This is a genomic window from Curtobacterium citreum (assembly GCF_006715175.1).
GTDB classification, from domain to species: domain Bacteria; phylum Actinomycetota; class Actinomycetes; order Actinomycetales; family Microbacteriaceae; genus Curtobacterium; species Curtobacterium citreum.
This window is the reverse complement of record NZ_VFMQ01000001.1, coordinates 2,003,685-2,022,271: the sequence shown is the minus strand read 5'-3', so window position 1 is coordinate 2,022,271 and position 18,587 is coordinate 2,003,685. Positions and strand designations below refer to the sequence as shown.

Genomic DNA, 18,587 nt, shown 5'->3' with positions numbered 1-18,587 from the left:
GGTCCATGTGCACGTTCGTGCAGCACGATGCGCGCGTGGCGACGGCTCCTGATGGGCAACCGCACACCGGGCATGCACGTTCGTGCACTTTCGCGAACTTCCCTCGGTGGCGCATCGCGCAGCGGCGATCCGCGTCACTATGCTCGGCCCCAATCACTCAACGGGGAGTGCCGGACGCAGCACCACCGGACCCCCGACCCCTACGCACAGGAGGTCACCGATGGACGGCATCGGCGTCAATTTCCTCTCGGAGCTCGTCGGTACGGCGATGCTCATCATCCTCGGTGGCGGTGTCGTCGCCGCAGTCTCCCTCACGAAGTCGAAGGGCTTCGGTGCGGGCTTCCTCATGGTCACGATCGGCTGGGGCTTCGCGGTCTTCGCCGGTGTCACCGTTTCGTACAAGTCCGGCGGCCAGCTCAACCCCGCGGTCAGCCTCGCGCAGGCGATCCTCGGCAACATCACCATCGGCCAGATGTTCCTGTACTGGATCGCGCAGCTCATCGGCGCGATCATCGGTGCGGTCATCGTCTGGCTCGCCTACAAGCAGCACTTCGACGAGGAGCCGGACGCAGCAGCGAAGCTCGGCGTCTTCTCGACCGGCCCGGCGATCCGCTCCTACGGCTGGAACGTCGTGACCGAGATCATCGGCACCTTCGTCCTCGTCTTCGTCGTCATCGCCTTCACCAACGGCAAGACCCCGGCCGAGCTCGGCGCGATCCCCGTCGCCTTCCTCGTGATCGCGATCGGTGTCTCGCTCGGTGGCCCGACCGGCTACGCCATCAACCCCGCCCGTGACCTCGGTCCGCGCATCGCCCACGCCCTCCTGCCGATCAAGGGCAAGGGCTCCAGCGACTGGTCATACGCCTGGGTCCCGGTCGTCGGACCGCTCGTCGGTGGCGCGCTCGCAGCCGTGCTGTCGAAGGCCCTCCTCCCCCTCGTCTGACCCCTCCCGCACCGGCCGGCCCCACCCGGGGCCGGCCCCGGTCGACGCCCCGCGCCGACCGACGCACCGAACACACCCGCAAAGGAGCACCAATGGCCGACTACATCGTCGCCATCGACCAGGGCACCACCTCGACCCGAGCGATCGTCTTCGACCACTCCGGTTCGATCGTCTCCGTCGGACAGAAGGAGCACGAGCAGATCTTCCCGCGCGCCGGGTGGGTCGAGCATGACCCCGCGGAGATCTGGGACAACACGCGCGAGGTCATCGGCCAGGCGCTGTCCCGCGCGGACATCACCCGCCACGACGTCGCCGCGGTCGGCATCACCAACCAGCGCGAGACCGCAGTGGTCTGGGACAAGACCACCGGCAAGGCCGTGTACAACGCCATCGTCTGGCAGGACACCCGCACGCAGGCGATCGTCGACGAGCTCGCGGACGGCGACACCGACCGCTACAAGTCGATCGTCGGCCTGCCCCTCGCCACGTACTTCTCCGGCACCAAGATCGCCTGGATCCTCGAGAACGTCGAGGGTGCGCGCGAGAAGGCCGAGGCCGGCGACCTGCTCTTCGGCACCACCGACACCTGGGTCCTCTGGAACCTGACCGGCGGCACCGACGGCGGCGTGCACAAGACCGACGTCACGAACGCGTCCCGCACGCTGTTCATGGACCTCGAGACGCTGTCCTGGCGCGACGACATCCTCGCCGACTTCGGCGTGCCGAAGTCGATGCTCCCCGAGATCGTCAGTTCCTCCGAGGTCTACGGCCACGTCGAGTCGTCCAACCTGCTCCGCGAGGTCCCGATCGCCGGCATCCTCGGCGACCAGCAGGCCGCGACCTTCGGCCAGGCGGCGTTCGACCAGGGCGAGTCGAAGAACACCTACGGCACCGGCAACTTCCTGATCTTCAACACCGGTACCGAGATCGTCCGCTCCGAGAACGGGCTGCTCACCACCGTCGGCTACAAGCTCGGCGACCAGGAGACGCACTACGCGCTCGAGGGCTCGATCGCCGTCACGGGTTCGCTCATCCAGTGGCTCCGCGACAACCTCGGCATCATCGGCAGCGCCCCCGAGGTCGAGGCACTCGCCAAGACCGTCGAGGACAACGGCGGCGTCTACTTCGTCCCGGCGTTCTCGGGTCTGTTCGCGCCGTACTGGCGTCCGGACGCCCGCGGTGCCCTCGTCGGCCTGACGCGCTACGTCAACAAGGGCCACATCGCCCGCGCCGCGCTCGAGGCGACGGCGCTCCAGACCCGAGAGGTCCTGGACGCGGTCAACGCCGACTCCGGTGTCGAGCTGACGGAGCTCAAGGTCGACGGCGGCATGACCGCCAACGACGCCCTCATGCAGTTCCAGGCGGACATCCTCAACGTGCCGGTCGTCCGACCGGTCGTCGCGGAGACCACCGCCCTCGGTGCCGCCTACGCCGCCGGTCTGGCCGTCGGGTTCTGGGCGAACCTGGACGAGCTGCGCGCCAACTGGCAGGAGGACAAGCGCTGGGAGCCCCAGCTCGACGACGCCGAGCGCGACCGTCAGCTCCGCCTCTGGAAGAAGGCCGTCACGAAGACCTTCGACTGGGTCGACGAGGACGTGCGCTGACCCGCGTGTGAGGTGACCGCCTGGAGGCGCGGTGCCGGTCCGACGGACCGGCACCGCGCCTCCAGTGCGTGGCCTGCTGGTGCGTCCGCTGGTGCGCCTGCTCGCGAGACGCCGCCACGACGGCGAGACGCCCCCGGATCCGGGGGCGTCTCGGCGGTTCGGCGGTGTCTCGGAGGTTCGGCTGGGTCGCCGCTCGACGCCGCGGCGTCGCCGGGTCAGGCCGCGGGGGCCGCGCCGACCCAGTCGGCGAGCTTCTGCGCCGCTGCGCCGGAGTCGATCGCCTCGGCGGCCACGACGAGCTGCTCGCGGAAGCGCTGCAGGATCGGCCGATCGGCCTGGTCGGGGTCCTCGGCGAGCCGGAAGGACACCAGTCCCGCGGCGGCGTTCAGCAGGACGATGTCCCGGACCGGGCCGGTCTCCCCCGCCAGCACCCGGTGGACCACGGCGGCGTTGTGCTCCGGGTCACCGCCGAGCAGGTCCTCGGTACGCGCGCGGGCGATCCCGAGGTCCCGCGGGTCGAGGTCGTGCTCGATCACGCGGCCACCGGTGACCTCCCAGATGTGCGAGTGCCCGGTCGTGGTGAGCTCGTCGAGGCCGTCGTCACCGCGGAACACAAGTGCCGTGGCGCCGCGGGTCTGGAACACGCCCGTGATGATCGGCACGAGCTCGAGCTGGGCCACACCGACCGCGTTCGCCTCGCACCGGGCGGGATTGACGAGCGGGCCGAGGAAGTTGAAGACGGTCGGCACGCCGATCTCGCGGCGCACCGGAGCCGCGTGCGCGAAGCCGGGGTGGAACGCGCTCGCGAAGGCGAAGGTCAGACCGACACGCCGGAACGTGTCCGCTACCCGCACCGCGTCCATCGTCAGGTCGAGCCCGAGGGCGGCGAGCACGTCGCTCGATCCGGACTTCGACGAGCTCGCGCGGTTGCCGTGCTTGACGACCGGCACGCCCGAGGCGGAGATCACGATCGCGGCCATCGTCGAGACGTTCACGGTACCCACGACGTCGCCGCCGGTGCCGACGATGTCGAGCGCCATCGGGTCCACGTCCAGTGGGACAGCGGCATCGAGGATGGCGTCGCGGAACCCGACGACCTCGTCGACGGTCTCGCCCTTCGCACGCAGGGCCACGGCGAACGCGGCGATCTGTGCTGCTGTCGCACGCCCCTGGACGATCTCCTCCATGGCCCATGTGGACTGCCTGATCGAGAGGTCCTCGCGCGCCATGAGCGCGCTGATCACCGCAGGCCAGGAGAGTGAGAGCGACATGCCTTGATCGTAGTGAGTTCGAGAGACCCGCCAGTCTGCTGCGAAAACACTGTCACAGGTTTCGGCCATAATGGTGGACGTGACTAGCACCCCTCTCTCCAGATCCGCCAGCGGTCCGGTCCTGAACAGGCCGAACGCCGTTGCCGTGGGGACGATCGTGTGGCTGGGCAGCGAGGTCATGTTCTTCGCCGGCCTGTTCGCGATCTACTTCACGCTGCGCAGCACCTCGCCCGAGCTCTGGGCGACCGAGACGTCCAAGCTCGAGGTGCCCTTCGCCTCCGTGAACACGATCATCCTGGTGCTGTCCAGCTTCGCCTGCCAGTTCGCGGTCTTCGCCGCCGAACGCTTCCAGGTGCACCGCACGAGCTGGAACCCGAAGGACTGGGGCATGACGGAGTGGTTCTTCGTCACGTACTGCATGGGCGCGATCTTCGTCTGCGGCCAGATCTTCGAGTACGCCAACCTCTGGCATGAGGGCGTCACGCTCTCCTCGAGCGCCTATGGCTCCGCGTTCTACATGACCACCGGCTTCCACGGCCTGCACGTCACGGGCGGTCTCATCGCGTTCCTCCTCACCCTGGGTCGTGGCTTCGCCGCCAAGAACTTCGGGCACAAGGAGGCGACCACCGCGATCGTCGTGTCGTACTACTGGCACTTCGTCGACGTGGTCTGGATCGGTCTCTTCGCCGTCATCTACCTTCTCAAGTAGGAACTGGACACCCCGCACAGCATGTTCAACAGAACCAAGTCCAAGAAGGGCCGCCGTTCCCCGATGGCGACCGTGTCGCTCATCGTCGTGGGTCTCATGACCACCGGCGGTGCGTACGCGCTGTTCAGCTCGACGGCCAACGCCGACGACAGCACGACCACCGTGGCCTCGAGCCAGTCGAAGGTGAACGAGGGCCAGAAGCTCTTCGCCTCGAACTGCGCGACCTGCCACGGTCTCGACGCGCAGGGCACGAGCGAGGGCCCGTCCCTCATCGGTGTCGGCGCCGCGTCGGTCGACTTCCAGGTCGGCACCGGTCGCATGCCGATGGCTGCCCAGGGCCCGCAGGCCGAGGAGAAGCCCGCCCAGTTCACGGACGAGCAGATCGACGCGATGGGTGCCTACGTCGCCTCGCTCGGCCCCGGCCCGGCCGTCCCCTCCACGTCGCTGACCGACGGCAAGGGCGACGCCGCCGAGGGCGCCGAGCTCTTCCGCATCAACTGCGCGATGTGCCACAACGTGGCCGGTGCCGGTGGTGCGCTGACCGAGGGCAAGTACGCGCCGAACCTGCAGACGGTCTCCGGCAAGCACATCTACGAGGCCATGGCCACCGGCCCGCAGAACATGCCGGTCTTCAACGACCTGAACCTCACGCCCGAGCAGAAGGCCGACATCATCACGTACCTCAAGTACGTGCAGGACAACAAGTCGCCTGGCGGCTTCGCCCTCGGCTCCCTCGGCCCGGTGGCAGAGGGTCTGTTCATCTGGATCTTCGGTCTCGGTGCGGTCGTCGCGATGACCGTGTGGCTGACCGCGAAGACCAACTGATCGTCCGTGTCGAACGACACTGAAGGGAACACCATGGCAGAGCACGACGACGAGGCACTGAGCTCGTCCTCGGCTGTCGAGAAGCACGGCACGACCAGTACCCCGGCAGGCACGGCGGTCGTTCCCGCCGACCCGTTCGAGAACCCGGGCGAGCCGCCGCACCGCGCGCGCCGCACCGACGTCGACCCGAAGAAGCAGCGCCTGGCCGAGCGTCAGGTCGCCACGTTCTTCTACCTGTCCATCGTGGGCAGCGTCCTGGCGATCGCGGCCTACGTCGCGTTCCCGATCGACCCAGAGAACTTCGGCACCGTCCGCGCTGGCAACCTCTGGCTCGGCCTGGCCATCGCCCTCGCGCTCATCGCCCTGGGCCTCGGCGCCGTCTACTGGTCGAAGACGCTCGTCGTCGACCGCGAGATCTCCGAGATGCGCCACCCCACCCGTGGGACCGACGCGACCCGCGCCAAGGCGGTCGAGGCGTTCCAGCTCGCCGACAAGGAGTCCGGGTTCAGCCGCCGCAAGCTGATCCGCAACTCGATGATCGGCGCCCTGGCCGCGTTCCCGCTGCCCGGCATCGTCCTCGTCCGTGACCTCGCCCCGGCAGAGGACCCGAACGAGCTGCTCCGTCACACGTTCTGGAAGTCGGGCATGCGCCTGACGAAGGACCCGACGGGCCTCCCCATCCGGGCCTCCGACGTCACCATCGGTTCGGTCTTCCACGTGATCCCGGACGGCATGCTGGACTCGGAGCACATGCTCGAGGAGAAGGCCAAGGCCTCCGTCCTCCTCATGCGCCTCGACCCGAAGGACCTCAACCCCGCCAAGGGGCACGAGGACTGGGGCTACGACGGCATCGTCGCCTACTCCAAGATCTGCACCCACGTCGGGTGCCCGGTCGCGCTCTACGAGCAGCAGACGCACCACCTGCTGTGCCCGTGCCACCAGTCGACGTTCGACGTCTCGAACAACTGCGAGGTCATCTTCGGCCCGGCCGCACGTCCCCTCCCCCAACTTCCGATCGCGATCGACGACGACGGCTACCTGGTCGCCCAGAGCGACTTCCACGAGCCGGTCGGACCGTCCTTCTGGGAGCGTGAACGCTGATGACCAGCACCACAACCACCACCCCTTCGTCGACGGCCACGAAGCCGGCGCCGGAGCGCGGATCCCGCATCATCGGCGGGGTCGCGAACTACATCGACGAGCGCACCAGCATCTCGGGCCTCGTGAAGGAGGTCGGGCGGAAGATCTTCCCCGACCACTGGAGCTTCATGCTCGGCGAGGTCGCGCTGTACAGCTTCGTCGTCGTACTGCTCTCCGGGACGTTCCTGACGTTCTTCTTCCAGGCGTCGATGACCGAGGTCGTCTACAACGGCTCGTACGTGCCGCTGAAGGGCGTCGAGATGTCGACCGCCCTGCAGTCCACGCTGAACATCTCGTTCGACATCCGCGGCGGACTCTTCGTCCGGCAGATCCACCACTGGGCGGCCCTGCTGTTCGTGGCCTCGATCATGCTGCACATGGCCCGCGTGTTCTTCACGGGTGCCTTCCGCAAGCCGCGTGAGCTCAACTGGGTCTTCGGCTTCGTGCTGTGGATCCTGGCCATGGCCGAGGGCTTCACGGGCTACTCGCTCCCCGACGATCTGCTCTCCGGCAACGGTCTCCGCATCATCGTCGGCATGATCGAGGGCGTCCCGGTCATCGGCGTCTGGATCGCCTACCTGCTGTTCGGCGGCGAATTCCCGGGCACAGACATCGTCGGCCGCCTGTACACGCTGCACATCCTGCTGCTCCCGGCGATCCTCGTCGCGGTGCTCGGCGTCCACCTCGTGCTGGTCGTCATCAACAAGCACACGCAGTTCGCGGGTCCGGGCAAGACGAACGAGAACGTCGTCGGTGTCCCGATCCTCCCGGCGTTCGCCGCGAAGGCCGGTGGCTTCTTCTTCATCGTCGCGGGCATCCTGGCCCTCATCGCGTCGCTGTTCACGATCAACCCGATCTGGAACTACGGCCCGTACGACCCGTCCCCGGTGTCCGCCGGTACCCAGCCCGACTGGTACATCGGCTTCGCCGACGGCGCGCTCCGTCTGGTGCCGCCGCACTGGGAGGTCGTGTGGTTCGGCTACACGGTGTCGTTCAACATCCTCGTGCCGATCGCGGTCCTGATGTTCCTCATCATCGCGATGTTCATCTACCCCTTCATCGAGGCGTGGGTGACCGGTGACAAGCGCGAGCACCACCTGGCCGACCGTCCGCGCAACGCCCCGACCCGCACCGCCTTCGGTGCCGCGGGCATCACGCTGTACGCCTCGCTCTGGGCGGCTGCCTCGTCCGACATCATCGCCACGCACTTCATGGTGTCGATCGAGCACGTGATCCACGTCATCCAGGCCACGACGGTCCTCGGCCCGTTCGTCGCCTTCTGGATCACGAAGCGCGTCTGCCTCGCGCTGCAGAAGAAGGACCGCGAGATCGTCCTGCACGGCTACGAGTCGGGCCGCATCGTCCGCCTGCCGCACGGCGAGTACATCGAGGTGCACGAGCAGCTCGACGAGTACGAGCGCTGGAAGCTCCTGCAGTTCAACGAGTACAAGCCCCTCATGATCCGTCCGGACGCCAAGGGTCGGATCACCGCGGTGCAGAAGACCCGTGCACGCCTCTCCCGCTTCTTCTTCGAGGACCGCATCGCTCCGGTCACGAAGTCCGAGCTCGAGGCCGCGCACGCCGCTCACCACGGTCCGGAGATCGACAGCACCACCCCGGCCCCCGCGGTCGGTGCCGGGAACCACTGACACCCAGCTACACTTCTCGGCAAGAACGAACGAGCCCCTCGTCCACTTCGTGGTCGGGGGGCTCGTTCGTTCGCCTCAATTTCAGAGAAACACGCTTCCGGTTCACCTCGGATTCAAGAACGAGTGGTGGACTCGTGGAGAACGGTGTGGCACTGTGTTGCACCACGCATCCGCCAACGGAACGAGACACCGATGGACAGCCGGACGGCCGAACACCCCAGGCCGAACCACTTCCTCCTCCACCTCAGCGACACCCACCTCGTGGCGGGTGACGGCGACCTCTACGGAGACGTCGACTCCGCAGCGCGGCTGCAGGCGATCATCGCCGACATCGAGGCCTCCGGGACCCACCCCGAGGCGATCGTCGTCACCGGCGACGTGGCCGACAAGGGTGAGCCCGGCGCCTACGCCCGGGTCCGCGACATCGTCGAGCCGGCCGCGGCCCGGATCGGCGCGCAGGTCATCTGGGCCATGGGCAACCACGACGAGCGCGGCGCCTTCCGCCAGGAGCTCTTCGGCCTGCAGCCCACCGACCGCCCCGTCGACTTCGTGTACGACGTGAACGGACTGCGCGTGATCACCCTCGACACGAGCGTCCCGGGCCAGCACCACGGCGAGGTCTCCCCCGCGCAGCTCGACTGGCTCGCCGAGGTCCTCTCCGAGGCAGCGCCGCACGGCACGATCCTCGCGATGCACCACCCGCCCGTGCCGAGCGTCCAGGACCTCGCCGTCCTCGTCGAGCTCCGTGACCAGGCGGCCCTGGCCGAGGTCGTCGAGGGCTCCGACGTCATCGCGATCATCGCCGGTCACCTCCACTACTCCACGAGCGCGGTGTTCGCCGGCATCCCGGTCTCGGTCGCCAGCGCCACGTGTTACACGCAGGACCTGACGGAGTACCAGGGCGGAACCCGGGGACAGGACGGCGCGCAGTCGTTCAACCTCGTGCACGTCTACGGCAACAACGTCGTGCACTCGGTGGTCCCGGTCGGGCACTACTCGACCGTCGGGCAGCCCGTCTCCGCGACGGAGACCGAAGCACGTCTCGCGGCCGCGGGGGTGTCCATCCCGGCCGCGGTCGAGCCGGCCCCGGTCACGGCGAGCATCCCGGTGTTCACGCTCGACGCGGTCCCTACCAGCCCCGTCCGCCGCTGACGAGCGCGGCGACGCGGAGTCGCAGCGCTGCGTCATCGCGGTGCTGCGGCCTCGCGTTGCCCGCGTCGGTGCGCGCCGAACACGCACGACACCCCGTGAGCGCGTCGCCGAGCGTGCACAGGACGTCGGTTGACGGCGCCGAGCGTCCCAGATCCGGCACGCTCGGCGCCGGGCGCCAGCGCTACTCCGCGGTACGCTCCCACGGCGCCGGGAACGGGAAGTACCGCTCCAGGAACTCCGTGACGCGCGCTGTCCGCTCCTCGTCCGAGACCTCGGGGAAGCTGCCGTCGTTCAGGCAGAAGAAGTCGACGTTCCGCTTCTTGAGCAGGTCGTCGAGCGCCTTGAGCCCGGACTGCATCGTCGTGTCGACGTACCGGACGGTGGCGTTCTCCTGCATGATCGCGCGACCGGTCAGCAGTGCGTAGTAGTGGTAGAGCGAGTTCGTCACCGAGATGTTGTCGGCGGCCCGGAAGCGCGACGCCGCGGTGGCGCGGAACTCGTCCGCGAACTCGTGCTCCATCTCGGTCATGATCGACGCCCGGAGCGGCGTGGGCGCGTGCTCGAGGTGCCTCGTGGTCACCGCGCCGAAGCGCTGCTGGAGCAGGCGACGGTTCACCCGGGCGGAGTTCTCGAACCCGCTGCGTGCCGGGTTGTTCGAGCCGAGCCCGATCCGGGTCGTCGCGAGGATGAACTTCGTCACCGACCCCGGGCTGAAGAACACCGACGGGTCGACCGAGCGACCGAAGAACATGTCGTCGTTCGAGTAGATGAAGTGCTCGCTGATGCCCGGGATGTGGTGCAGCTGCGATTCGACGGCCTGCGAGTTGTGCGTGGGCAGCACGGAGGGGTCCGCGAAGAACTCCTCGCTCCGGACGATCCGCACCTTCGGGTGGTCGGCCAGCCAGTGCGGCGCCGGCGAGTCGGTGGCGATGTAGATCTGCCGGATCCACGGGGCGAAGGTGTGCACCGATCGGAGCGCGTACTTCAGCTCGTCGATCTGCCGGAAGCGGGCGGGGGCGTCGTCGCCCTCCCCCAGCACGGCGTTCGCCTGCGCGGCCTGGCGGGCGCGCTGGTACTCGATCGCGTTGCCGTCGACCCACGAGAAGACGATGTCGACCGGGAAGCGGATGTCCGACACGTGGTCCTCGAACATGTGCTCGACGGTGCGCCATGTGCGGCCGTACCGCTCGATGTCCACGACGACGAACTCCTCGACGGGCAGGGAACGCCGCATGAGGGCGTTCTCCTTCGGCGCGAGCACCTCGGTGTCGGTCACGCGCCAGAACTCGAGCTGGACGCTCGTCTCCGCCCCGTAGCGCAAGCGCCCGAGCGGCTCGAGGCGGGGGCGGAACACCCGCAGGACCGGCTCCTCGACCGGACCGAGCCCGTCGTCGATGACGAGCACCGCGGGCTTGCCCGGCGGCTTGGCGTAGAACGGCTCGTTCGCCGAGGCGGCCATCACGGCGCTCTCGGCCCGCTGGCGGTCTCGCTCGTCGACCGCGATCACGGGTCGCTGGTCGTTGCCGCGGATGAGCAGGTGGTCGACGTCGCCGGCGGTGAGCGCGTCGTCGAGGAACAGGAGGTCCTCGATCATCGACTGCTGGGGCGTCAGGTGCCCGTTGACCAGGGTCAGCCGTCCCTTGCGGACGACGACGTCGGGACGGTCGAGACCGCCCGAGGACGGTCGAGGGTTCAGCAGAGGACTCTCGGTCGCCGGCTCGGTCTCGTGGCTCATCCATGCCCTTCGGATCGTGTCGCCGGGCCCTGCGCCCGGCTCCTGTGATCCTACCGTCCGGCGGTCACCCCGGTCGGCGGGTCGGCTCGCGCCGACGACGTGGTGCGCTACGGCCTGGAGGCGCTGCTCGCGTCCGCCTGACGTGGCACCTTGACGAGGATCCCGACAGCGACGAACAGCGCGGCCACGACGAGTTGCAGGGCGGCCCAGACCTGCCCCGGGATCGGCACGACGACGACCGGGTTCCAGCAGACCGCGACGGCCGCCATCGCCACGGCGGCCCACCACGTGCGTCCCCGCACCGCGAAGACGAGCACGATGAGCGCGAGCACGGTCACGCCCCACCGGACGAACACGAACGCCGATGAGTCGATGATCGCCACGAACGCCAGCAGGAGCATCGCCGCGATGAGCGACGGCGCGAGGGCGGGCCGGGTGAACGGCGGGGTGGTCTTCGCGGTGGTCGCCCCGCGGCCGGCGGTGCCCGGTCGCGACGAGGGCACGCCGGTGAGCGACGACCCCGCCGGGGGCCGACCCTTCCGTGCCATCAGGCGCCGGCCTCCTCGAGGTCGATCGCCTGGATCGGGCGCGACATCGGCGGGAGCCCACGGAGCCGCTCGAGGGCGGGTTCGAGCTCCGCGACGACGGCGCGGTAGCCGTCCTCGGTCAGGTGCAGGCCGTCGTCGGTGTACCGCTCGTCGAGGTGGTCGCCGTCGGCGAGGGCGGGCCAGAGGTCGAGGTACTGCGCGTGGCAGGTGGCGACGAACTGGCGCAGGTGCCGGTTGGCCGCGTCGATCTTCGCCGCCCACTCGGCCTGTCGGGGCAGGATCGACACGAGGAGCAGGCGGACACCCGGCAGTTCGCGTCGGAGGGTCACGAGGACGGACTCGACCCCGCGGACGACGTGCTCGACGCTCGCGCGGTGGTTGCCGAAGTCGTTGGTGCCGATGAGCAGGACGATCGCCTCCGGCTGCTCGGCGACGACGGCGTCCAGACGCTCGAGGACGCCGTCGGTGGTGTCCCCGCCGATGCCCTGGTTGACGACGTGCTCGCCCGGGAGCCAGGCGTCCCAGGAGCCCTGCTCGGTGATGCTGTCACCCAGGAACAGGAGCGGTCCGTGTCCCTCGGTCGTGGCTGGCCGATCGGTCATGCTGCCTCCTCGTGGACGGGTGCCTCGGACCCATTGTGCTGGGTCCAGTTGCGCCCCGTCGACTCCGTGTGCTCGGACTCGCGCTCGGCGGCGGCCGTGATGCGTTCCACCATCCCGGGGAAGATCACCCCGTGGAACGGCAGTATCGAGTACCAGTAGAGCCGTCCGGACAGCCCCTGCGGGAAGTAGATCGCCCGCTGGTGGTAGTCGCTCCCACCGCCGTCGCTCGGTGTGACGGTCATCTCGAGCCAGGCGCGACCCGGCGACTTGAACTCGGCGCGCAGGCGCAGGTACCGCCCACGCTCGAGGCGCTCGACCCGCCACCAGTCCAGGGCGTCGCCCTGCTCCAGCCGCCTGGGGTCGCGGCGGCCGCGGCTCAGTCCCACCCCGCCGGCGAGCTTGTCCATCCAGCCCCTGGCGACCCAGGCGAGCGGGAACGAGTACCACCCGTTGTCACCGCCGATGCCCTCGACGACGCGCCAGACGTCCTCGGCTGAGGCGGAGGTGTGTCGGCGGCGGTCGTCGACGTAGACGGTGTGCCCGGCCCAGTCCGGGTCGCTCGGCAGCGGGTCCGCGGGGGTCGCCGCGAGCGTGGCGCTGCGCCAGCTCGTCTCGACCTCGCCCTTCCGCATCCGGGCGAGCGCGAGCCGGACCGCTCGTCGGTAGGACGTCAGCCCGCCCTCGGGACGCGGCACCACGTCGTCGATGTCGTGCTCGCGCTGGATGCACTCGAACTGCAGCGACTCGATGATCGGCGTCGCGAGCTTCCGCGGGATGGGCGTCACGATGTTGAACCAGTGCGCGGAGAGCCCGGGCGTGAGCACCGGGAGCACCGTGAACCGACGCTGCGGCAGCTTCGCCTCGACCGCGTAGCCGTTGAGCATCTGCCCGTACTTCAGGACGTCCGGGCCGCCGATGTCGAACGTGCGGTTGACGTCGGCCGGGATGTCGAGCGCGGCGACGAGGTAGTACAGGACGTCCCGGACGGCGATCGGCTGGATCCGGTTGCGGACCCACCGCGGCGCCGGCATCCACGGCAGCACGTCGGTGACGTGCCGGATCATCTCGAACGAGGTGCTTCCGGACCCGATCACGACGCCGGCCTGGTACGCGATCGTGGGGACGCCGGAGGCGAGCAGCACGTCCCCGACCTCCTTCCGGCTCCGCAGGTGCTTCGACAGCTCGCCGTCGGGGTGCAGCCCGCCGAGGTACACGAAGCGCCGGACCCCGGCGGACTTCGCCTCGCGCGCCATCGTCTCGACGGCCTGGCGCTCGGCCTGCTCGAAGTCGCCGTCGGCCCCCATCGCGTGCGCGAGGTAGTAGACCGCCTCGACGCCGTCGACGGCGGACCGGACGGCGACGGCGTCCTGCAGGTCACCCTGCGCCACCTCGACGTCGTCGTGCCAGGGGACGTCCTGGAGTTTCCGGGGGGTCCGCACGAACACCCGGACCTGGTGTCCGGCCTCGAGGAGACGGGGGACGAGTCGGCCGCCGATGTACCCGGTGGCGCCGGTGACGAGGACGTGCATGCGGGGCACGGTACGCCGGTCGCCTCCGGGTAGGCTTGCCGGGTGGACAACGCAGCGCTCCCCGATGACCCGCACGCAGCCGAACCGCACGCGATCGACGCCGACGCCGTGCGGGCCCTCATCGACCACGCGATCCTGAAGCCCGAGCTCACCCGCGCCGACGTCGACGCCCAGCTCGACGAGGCCGCGGCGTACCGGGTCTTCAGCGTGTGCGTCCGCCCGAGCGACGTCGCGCACGCCGTGGAGCGCCTGACCGGCACCGGGGTGGGCGTCGGGACGGTCATCGGCTTCCCGCACGGCACCACCTCGGCCGGCGCCAAGGTCGCCGAGTCGCTGCAGGCCCTGGCCGACGGTGCGTTCGAGCTCGACATGGTGCAGAACATCGGTGCCGCGAGGTCCGGCGACTGGCAGCGCGTCGAGGACGACGTCCGCGCGGTCGTCCAGGCCGCCGGGAACACCGTCGTGAAGGTCATCCTCGAGACCGCGTTCCTGACCGACGACGAGATCGTCGCGGCCTCGCGTGCCGCCCAGGCAGCGGGTGCCGCGTTCGTGAAGACGTCGACCGGGTTCGCCGGCGACGGTGCGACCGCCCCGCACATCCGGCTCATGCGCGAGACCGTCGGCGCGGGCACCGGGGTGAAGGCCTCCGGCGGTGTGCGCGGGCTCGACACGCTGCTCGAGATGGTCGAGGCCGGAGCCGACCGCATCGGGACGAGCGCCTCCGCGCGCATCCTCGACGAGGTCGCGCACCGCGCACAGACCGGTGCCGCGTCGTCGCTCGGCGACGACTCCTCGTCCTACTGAGCAGATCCACCCGTCCCGACCGCACCCGCGGCCGGGACCGCACCACCTGACCGACCCGCACCGGGCCGGGTCGTACCGGGCGCGACGATGCGTCGACCGGCCGCCCCGAGCCTCCCGTCCGCCGCATCGGAGCGCGCATGACCGACAGCACCGTCCTCGTCCCCCTCGCCCTGGCCGTCGACCTCGGCGGCACGAAGGTCGAAGCAGCCCTCGTGACCGACGCCGGCGTCGTCCTCCCGGCCACGCGCTTCCGCAGCCCCACCGGGCCGGGACGCACGTCCGAGGAACTGCAGGCGGCCGTCGACGAGGTCGTGACGAGCGCCCTCGCCGCACTGCCGGCGGACGGCCTGCTCGTCGGTGTCGGCGTCGGCTCCGCAGGTCCCGTGGACGAGCAGCACGGACTCGTCTCGCCGCTGAACATGCCGGTGTGGCGCGGGTACCCGCTCCGCGACCGCGTCGCTGCCCACGTCTCCGCCGACGTCCCGGTGACCCTGCGCATGGACGGCCTCGCGATCACGCTCGCCGAGCACTGGGTGGGCGCCGCGCAGGGACACGACCACGTGATGGGCATGATCGTCTCGACCGGGGTCGGCGGCGGACTCATCCTGCACGGCAGGACCGTCAGCGGCCCGACCGGCAACGCCGGCCACGTCGGACACGTCGAGTGCGGCGGGTTCGACGACCCGTGCGCGTGCGGCGGCACCGGCTGCCTCGAAGCCGTCGCGAGCGGCCCGAAGACGGTCGCCTGGGCGCAGCGCCAGGGGTTCACGGGGACCACCGGCGAGGAGCTCGCGGCCGCCTACGCCGCCGGCGACGAGGTCGCGGTGGCCGCCGTCAAGCGCAGCGGCCGCGCGCTCGGGCAGGCGATCGCCGCGGCGACCAGTCTGGTCGACCTCGAGGTCGTCGCCATCGGCGGCGGGTTCTCCCACGTCTCCCCCGACCTGTTCGAGTACGCCCGCCAGGCCGTCGCCGAGCGGGTGGAGTTCGGCTTCGTGACGAAGGTGCGCATCGTGCCGACGGGGCTGTCGCAGGACGGACCGCTGATCGGCGCCGCCGCGCTCGTGCACCGCGCCGACGTCCTGCGCTGAGGTCCTGCGGCTGCCGTCGTGCGCCGACGGCGCCTGCGGTTGTCCACAGTGGCTGTCCTGCCGGTGCACGCTCCGGCAGGATGGCCGGGTGCCGTCGTCCCGACTCCTGACCAGTGCGGACTGGCCGGAGGCGGAGCTCCGCGCCGCCGTGCTCGCCGGCGAGCTCGTGCCGGTGGGGTCCTGCTGGGCCTCCGTCGCCGAGCCTCAGGTGCCGTCGCTCCGTGCCGAAGCCTGGGCGGTCGACGTGCCAGAACGTCGGCTCGTCGCGTGCGGGGGCAGTGCGGCGTGGATCTGGGGCGGTCGGTCGTCTGCTCCGGAGCCGGCGGAGGCGGCCGCACCCCTCGGCGTCCGAGTCGCCGACGTGACGACCGTGCGCGTGCGGCAGGTACGCATCGGGCCAGAGGACACCGTGACGCTCGACGGCGTGCGCGTGACGACACCGGTCCGCACGGTCGTCGACCTGCTCCGCGCCACCGGGAACCTCGACCCCGACGCCGCGGACGCCGTGCGGGGGGTCTTCGCGGTGCGTGCGACCGAGCCCGAGGCGGTCCGGGTCGCACTGGACGCACTCGGGACCGTCCCGATGGTCCGTCAGGCCGCGAGGCGGCTCGACGCACTCCTCGGGGCGTGATCGGCTGGTCCCACGTCAGCCGGCGCTGACGCGGTAGACGTCGTAGACCGCGTCGATGCGCCGCACCGCGTTGAGCACCCGGTCCAGGTGGGTCGTGTCGCCCATCTCGAACACGAAGCGGCTCAGCGCCAGGCGGTCCGACGAGGTCGAGACGGTGGCGGACAGGATGTTGACGTGGTGGTCGGTCAGGACCCGCGTGACGTCGCTGAGCAGGCCGGAGCGGTCGAGCGCCTCGATCTGGATCTGCACGAGGAACACCGACTTCGACGACGGTGCCCACTCGACCTCGATCATGCGGTCGGGCTCGTTCATGAGCGACTTCACGTTCGTGCACGAGGCCTGGTGCACCGAGACGCCCTGGCCGCGGGTGATGAAGCCGACGATCTGGTCGCCGGGCACCGGGGTGCAGCACTTGGCGAGCTTGACGAGGATGTCGGGCGCCCCGCGCACGAGCACCCCGCTGTCGCTGTTGCGGAGCTGTCGGCTCGTCACCTGCCGCGGGAACGCGAGCTCGGGCTCGTCGGTCTCGGCTTCGGTCTGGACGCCCGCGAGCACCTTCTCGATGACCGACTGCGTGGAGACGTGTCCCTCGCCGATCGCCGCGTAGAGCGCGGAGACGTCCTCGTACCGCATCGCCGAGGCCACCTCGGAGATGGAGTCCTGGCTCATGATGCGCTGGAGCGGCAGGTTCTGCTTGCGCATCGCCCGCGCGATGGCGTCGCGACCCTGCTCGATCGCCTCTTCGCGGCGCTCCTTGGTGAACCACTGCTTGATCTTGTTCCGGGCGCGCGGACTGCGGACGAACGTCAGCCAGTCCTGGCTCGGGCCCGAGTCGGGGTTCTTCGACGTGAAGATCTCGACGACGTCGCCGCTGGACAGCTGGCTCTCGAGCGGCACCAGGCGACCGTTGACCTTGGCACCCATGGTGCGGTGCCCGATCTCGGTGTGCACGGCGTAGGCGAAGTCGACCGGGGTCGCACCGGCGGGCAGACCGATGACCTTGCCCTGCGGCGTGAAGACGTAGGTCTCCTTCGCGCCGATCTCGTACCGGAGCGAGTCGAGGAACTCCCCCGGGTCGCTCGTCTCCGCTTGCCAGTCGGTGATGTGGGCGAGCCACGCCATGTCCTGGTCGTCGGTGGTCGTCGTGTCGACGTCACGGCCCTGGGCGCGCTGCTTGTACTTCCAGTGCGCCGCGACCCCGAACTCGGCGCGCTGGTGCATCTCGTGCGTGCGGATCTGGATCTCGACCGCACGGCCCTGGGGTCCGAGCACCGTGGTGTGGAGCGACTGGTACAGGTTGAACTTCGGGGTCGCGATGTAGTCCTTGAAGCGCCCGGGCAGCGGGGTCCAGCGGGCGTGCACCGAGCCGAGCATGGCGTAGCAGTCGCGCACGGTGGGGACGAGCACGCGGATCCCGACCAGGTCGTAGATCTCGTCGAACTCGCGCCCGCGGACGATCATCTTCTGGTAGATCGAGTAGTACTGCTTCGGTCGGCCCATCACGTCGCCGCGGATCTTCGACGCCTTCAGGTCCTTCTTGAGCGTGCCGATCACGTTCTGCACGAACTGCTCGCGCTTCGGCTGCCGCTCCTTGACCAGGCTGTCGATCTCGACGTAGAGCTTCGGGTGCAGGACTGCGAACGACAGGTCCTCGAGCTCCAGCTTGATCATCTGGATGCCGAGCCGATGCGCCAGGGGCGCGTAGATCTCGAGCGTCTCCTTCGCCTTGCGCGTGGCGGAGGCGGACTCGACGAAGCCCCACGTGCGGGCGTTGTGCAGACGGTCCGCGAGCTTGATGACGAGCACGCGGATGTCCTTCGACATCGCGATGACCATCTTGCGGACGGTCTCGGCCTGGGCGCTGTCGCCGTACTTGACCTTGTCGAGCTTCGTGACACCGTCGACGAGCATCGCGATCTCGTCGCCGAACTCTGCGCGGAGCTCGTCGAGCTGGTAGTCCGTGTCCTCGACGGTGTCGTGCAGCAGCGCTGCGGCGATCGTGATCGTGCCGATCCCCAGGTCGGCGAGGATCTGCGCGACCGCCACCGGGTGCGTGATGTACGGCTCGCCCGACTTGCGCTTCTGCCCGTCGTGCGCGCGCTCCGCGACCGAGTACGCCCGCTCGATGAGCGTCACGTCGGCCTTCGGGTGGTGCGACCGCACCGTCCGGATCAACGTGTCGACGGCGCCGGCCGGCTGCGCCCGCGAGAAGAGCCGCGGCAGCAGGGACCGGAGCGACCCGATGTTCCCGGTCGTGTTCGGACCGAGCGGACTCGTCGGCCGCGGTGCGGAGCCGGGACGGCTCGCACCGGGCTCGGTCGCACCCTGGGGCGTGGACTCACGGGTGTCCGTCATGG

16 protein-coding genes are annotated in these 18,587 nt (G+C 69.8%); 10 read left to right on the top strand and 6 right to left on the bottom strand.

Translation table 11 applies throughout. The annotated features are described in order from the left end of the window. Positions 1 to 220 precede the first annotated feature (220 nt). The gene (locus FB462_RS09565; RefSeq protein ID WP_058742687.1) at positions 221 to 943 is read left to right on the top strand and encodes an MIP/aquaporin family protein; all 723 of its coding nucleotides are present in this window, start codon (positions 221 to 223) and stop codon (positions 941 to 943) included. A 92-nt stretch (positions 944 to 1,035) separates the two neighbouring features. After that, positions 1,036 to 2,547: a glycerol kinase GlpK gene (gene glpK, locus FB462_RS09560; RefSeq protein WP_141861567.1), complete on the top strand. Its 1,512-nt coding sequence runs from the start codon at positions 1,036 to 1,038 to the stop codon at positions 2,545 to 2,547. A gap of 215 nt (positions 2,548 to 2,762) precedes the next feature. On the opposite strand, the gene trpD is transcribed toward glpK, so the two are convergent. Beyond that, complete coding sequence (gene trpD, locus FB462_RS09555; RefSeq protein ID WP_141861565.1) at positions 2,763 to 3,818, bottom strand: anthranilate phosphoribosyltransferase; 1,056 nt, start codon at positions 3,816 to 3,818, stop codon at positions 2,763 to 2,765. 70 nt (positions 3,819 to 3,888) lie between these two features. On the opposite strand from trpD, the gene ctaE reads away from it, so the two are divergent. From ctaE to FB462_RS09530, 5 genes are all read left to right on the top strand, one after another. Next, positions 3,889 to 4,527: an aa3-type cytochrome oxidase subunit III gene (gene ctaE / locus FB462_RS09550; protein WP_141861563.1), complete on the top strand. Its 639-nt coding sequence runs from the start codon at positions 3,889 to 3,891 to the stop codon at positions 4,525 to 4,527. A 21-nt stretch (positions 4,528 to 4,548) separates the two neighbouring features. Next, a complete protein-coding gene (qcrC, locus tag FB462_RS09545) occupies positions 4,549 to 5,352 on the top strand; it encodes a cytochrome bc1 complex diheme cytochrome c subunit (RefSeq protein WP_058743206.1) in 804 nt (267 codons plus the stop codon). Positions 5,353 to 5,385: 33 nt separating this feature from the next. Next, positions 5,386 to 6,453 carry a cytochrome bc1 complex Rieske iron-sulfur subunit gene (qcrA, locus tag FB462_RS09540; protein ID WP_058743207.1) on the top strand — a complete coding sequence of 356 codons (1,068 nt, stop codon included), beginning with the start codon at positions 5,386 to 5,388 and terminating at the stop codon, positions 6,451 to 6,453. After that, positions 6,453 to 8,141, top strand: a complete 1,689-nt coding sequence (qcrB, locus tag FB462_RS09535; protein ID WP_058743208.1) for a cytochrome bc1 complex cytochrome b subunit — start codon at positions 6,453 to 6,455, stop codon at positions 8,139 to 8,141. The genes qcrA and qcrB overlap by 1 nt, the downstream gene beginning before the upstream one ends. A gap of 192 nt (positions 8,142 to 8,333) precedes the next feature. Further along, positions 8,334 to 9,293, top strand: a complete 960-nt coding sequence (locus FB462_RS09530; RefSeq protein WP_114851188.1) for a phosphodiesterase — start codon at positions 8,334 to 8,336, stop codon at positions 9,291 to 9,293. A gap of 181 nt (positions 9,294 to 9,474) precedes the next feature. Here FB462_RS09530 and FB462_RS09525 read toward each other — a convergent pair whose 3' ends face one another. From FB462_RS09525 to FB462_RS09510, 4 genes are all read right to left on the bottom strand, one after another. Beyond that, positions 9,475 to 11,028: a stealth conserved region 3 domain-containing protein gene (locus FB462_RS09525; protein WP_141861561.1), complete on the bottom strand. Its 1,554-nt coding sequence runs from the start codon at positions 11,026 to 11,028 to the stop codon at positions 9,475 to 9,477. A 107-nt stretch (positions 11,029 to 11,135) separates the two neighbouring features. Continuing rightward, positions 11,136 to 11,576 carry a DUF6804 family protein gene (locus tag FB462_RS09520; RefSeq protein WP_229666691.1) on the bottom strand — a complete coding sequence of 147 codons (441 nt, stop codon included), beginning with the start codon at positions 11,574 to 11,576 and terminating at the stop codon, positions 11,136 to 11,138. After that, a complete protein-coding gene (locus FB462_RS09515; RefSeq protein ID WP_058743211.1) occupies positions 11,576 to 12,178 on the bottom strand; it encodes a GDSL-type esterase/lipase family protein in 603 nt (200 codons plus the stop codon). The genes FB462_RS09520 and FB462_RS09515 overlap by 1 nt, the downstream gene beginning before the upstream one ends. After that, positions 12,175 to 13,707, bottom strand: a complete 1,533-nt coding sequence (locus FB462_RS09510) for an SDR family oxidoreductase (protein WP_141861559.1) — start codon at positions 13,705 to 13,707, stop codon at positions 12,175 to 12,177. The genes FB462_RS09515 and FB462_RS09510 overlap by 4 nt, the downstream gene beginning before the upstream one ends. 42 nt (positions 13,708 to 13,749) lie before the next feature. On the opposite strand from FB462_RS09510, the gene deoC reads away from it, so the two are divergent. From deoC to FB462_RS09495, 3 genes are all read left to right on the top strand, one after another. After that, entirely contained in the window at positions 13,750 to 14,511 is a 762-nt protein-coding gene (gene deoC, locus FB462_RS09505; protein ID WP_373286836.1) for a deoxyribose-phosphate aldolase, read from the top strand. 137 nt (positions 14,512 to 14,648) lie between these two features. Beyond that, positions 14,649 to 15,599 (top strand): ROK family protein, encoded by a 951-nt coding sequence (locus tag FB462_RS09500; RefSeq protein ID WP_141861557.1) that lies wholly within the window; start codon positions 14,649 to 14,651, stop codon positions 15,597 to 15,599. Positions 15,600 to 15,687: 88 nt separating this feature from the next. After that, positions 15,688 to 16,230 (top strand): hypothetical protein, encoded by a 543-nt coding sequence (locus FB462_RS09495; RefSeq protein WP_141861555.1) that lies wholly within the window; start codon positions 15,688 to 15,690, stop codon positions 16,228 to 16,230. A gap of 15 nt (positions 16,231 to 16,245) precedes the next feature. Here FB462_RS09495 and FB462_RS09490 read toward each other — a convergent pair whose 3' ends face one another. Next, positions 16,246 to 18,585: a RelA/SpoT family protein gene (locus FB462_RS09490; RefSeq protein WP_229666693.1), complete on the bottom strand. Its 2,340-nt coding sequence runs from the start codon at positions 18,583 to 18,585 to the stop codon at positions 16,246 to 16,248. Positions 18,586 to 18,587 lie beyond the last annotated feature (2 nt).

Coding starts and splice junctions, on each gene's coding strand:
- FB462_RS09565 (WP_058742687.1), top strand. CDS start 221: ATGGACGGCATCGGCGTCAATTTCCTCTCGGAGCTCGTCGGTACGGCG.
- glpK (WP_141861567.1), top strand. CDS start 1,036: ATGGCCGACTACATCGTCGCCATCGACCAGGGCACCACCTCGACCCGA.
- trpD (WP_141861565.1), bottom strand. CDS start 3,818: ATGTCGCTCTCACTCTCCTGGCCTGCGGTGATCAGCGCGCTCATGGCG.
- ctaE (WP_141861563.1), top strand. CDS start 3,889: ATGGTGGACGTGACTAGCACCCCTCTCTCCAGATCCGCCAGCGGTCCG.
- qcrC (WP_058743206.1), top strand. CDS start 4,549: ATGTTCAACAGAACCAAGTCCAAGAAGGGCCGCCGTTCCCCGATGGCG.
- qcrA (WP_058743207.1), top strand. CDS start 5,386: ATGGCAGAGCACGACGACGAGGCACTGAGCTCGTCCTCGGCTGTCGAG.
- qcrB (WP_058743208.1), top strand. CDS start 6,453: ATGACCAGCACCACAACCACCACCCCTTCGTCGACGGCCACGAAGCCG.
- FB462_RS09530 (WP_114851188.1), top strand. CDS start 8,334: ATGGACAGCCGGACGGCCGAACACCCCAGGCCGAACCACTTCCTCCTC.
- FB462_RS09525 (WP_141861561.1), bottom strand. CDS start 11,028: ATGAGCCACGAGACCGAGCCGGCGACCGAGAGTCCTCTGCTGAACCCT.
- FB462_RS09520 (WP_229666691.1), bottom strand. CDS start 11,576: ATGGCACGGAAGGGTCGGCCCCCGGCGGGGTCGTCGCTCACCGGCGTG.
- FB462_RS09515 (WP_058743211.1), bottom strand. CDS start 12,178: ATGACCGATCGGCCAGCCACGACCGAGGGACACGGACCGCTCCTGTTC.
- FB462_RS09510 (WP_141861559.1), bottom strand. CDS start 13,707: ATGCACGTCCTCGTCACCGGCGCCACCGGGTACATCGGCGGCCGACTC.
- FB462_RS09500 (WP_141861557.1), top strand. CDS start 14,649: ATGACCGACAGCACCGTCCTCGTCCCCCTCGCCCTGGCCGTCGACCTC.
- FB462_RS09490 (WP_229666693.1), bottom strand. CDS start 18,585: ATGACGGACACCCGTGAGTCCACGCCCCAGGGTGCGACCGAGCCCGGT.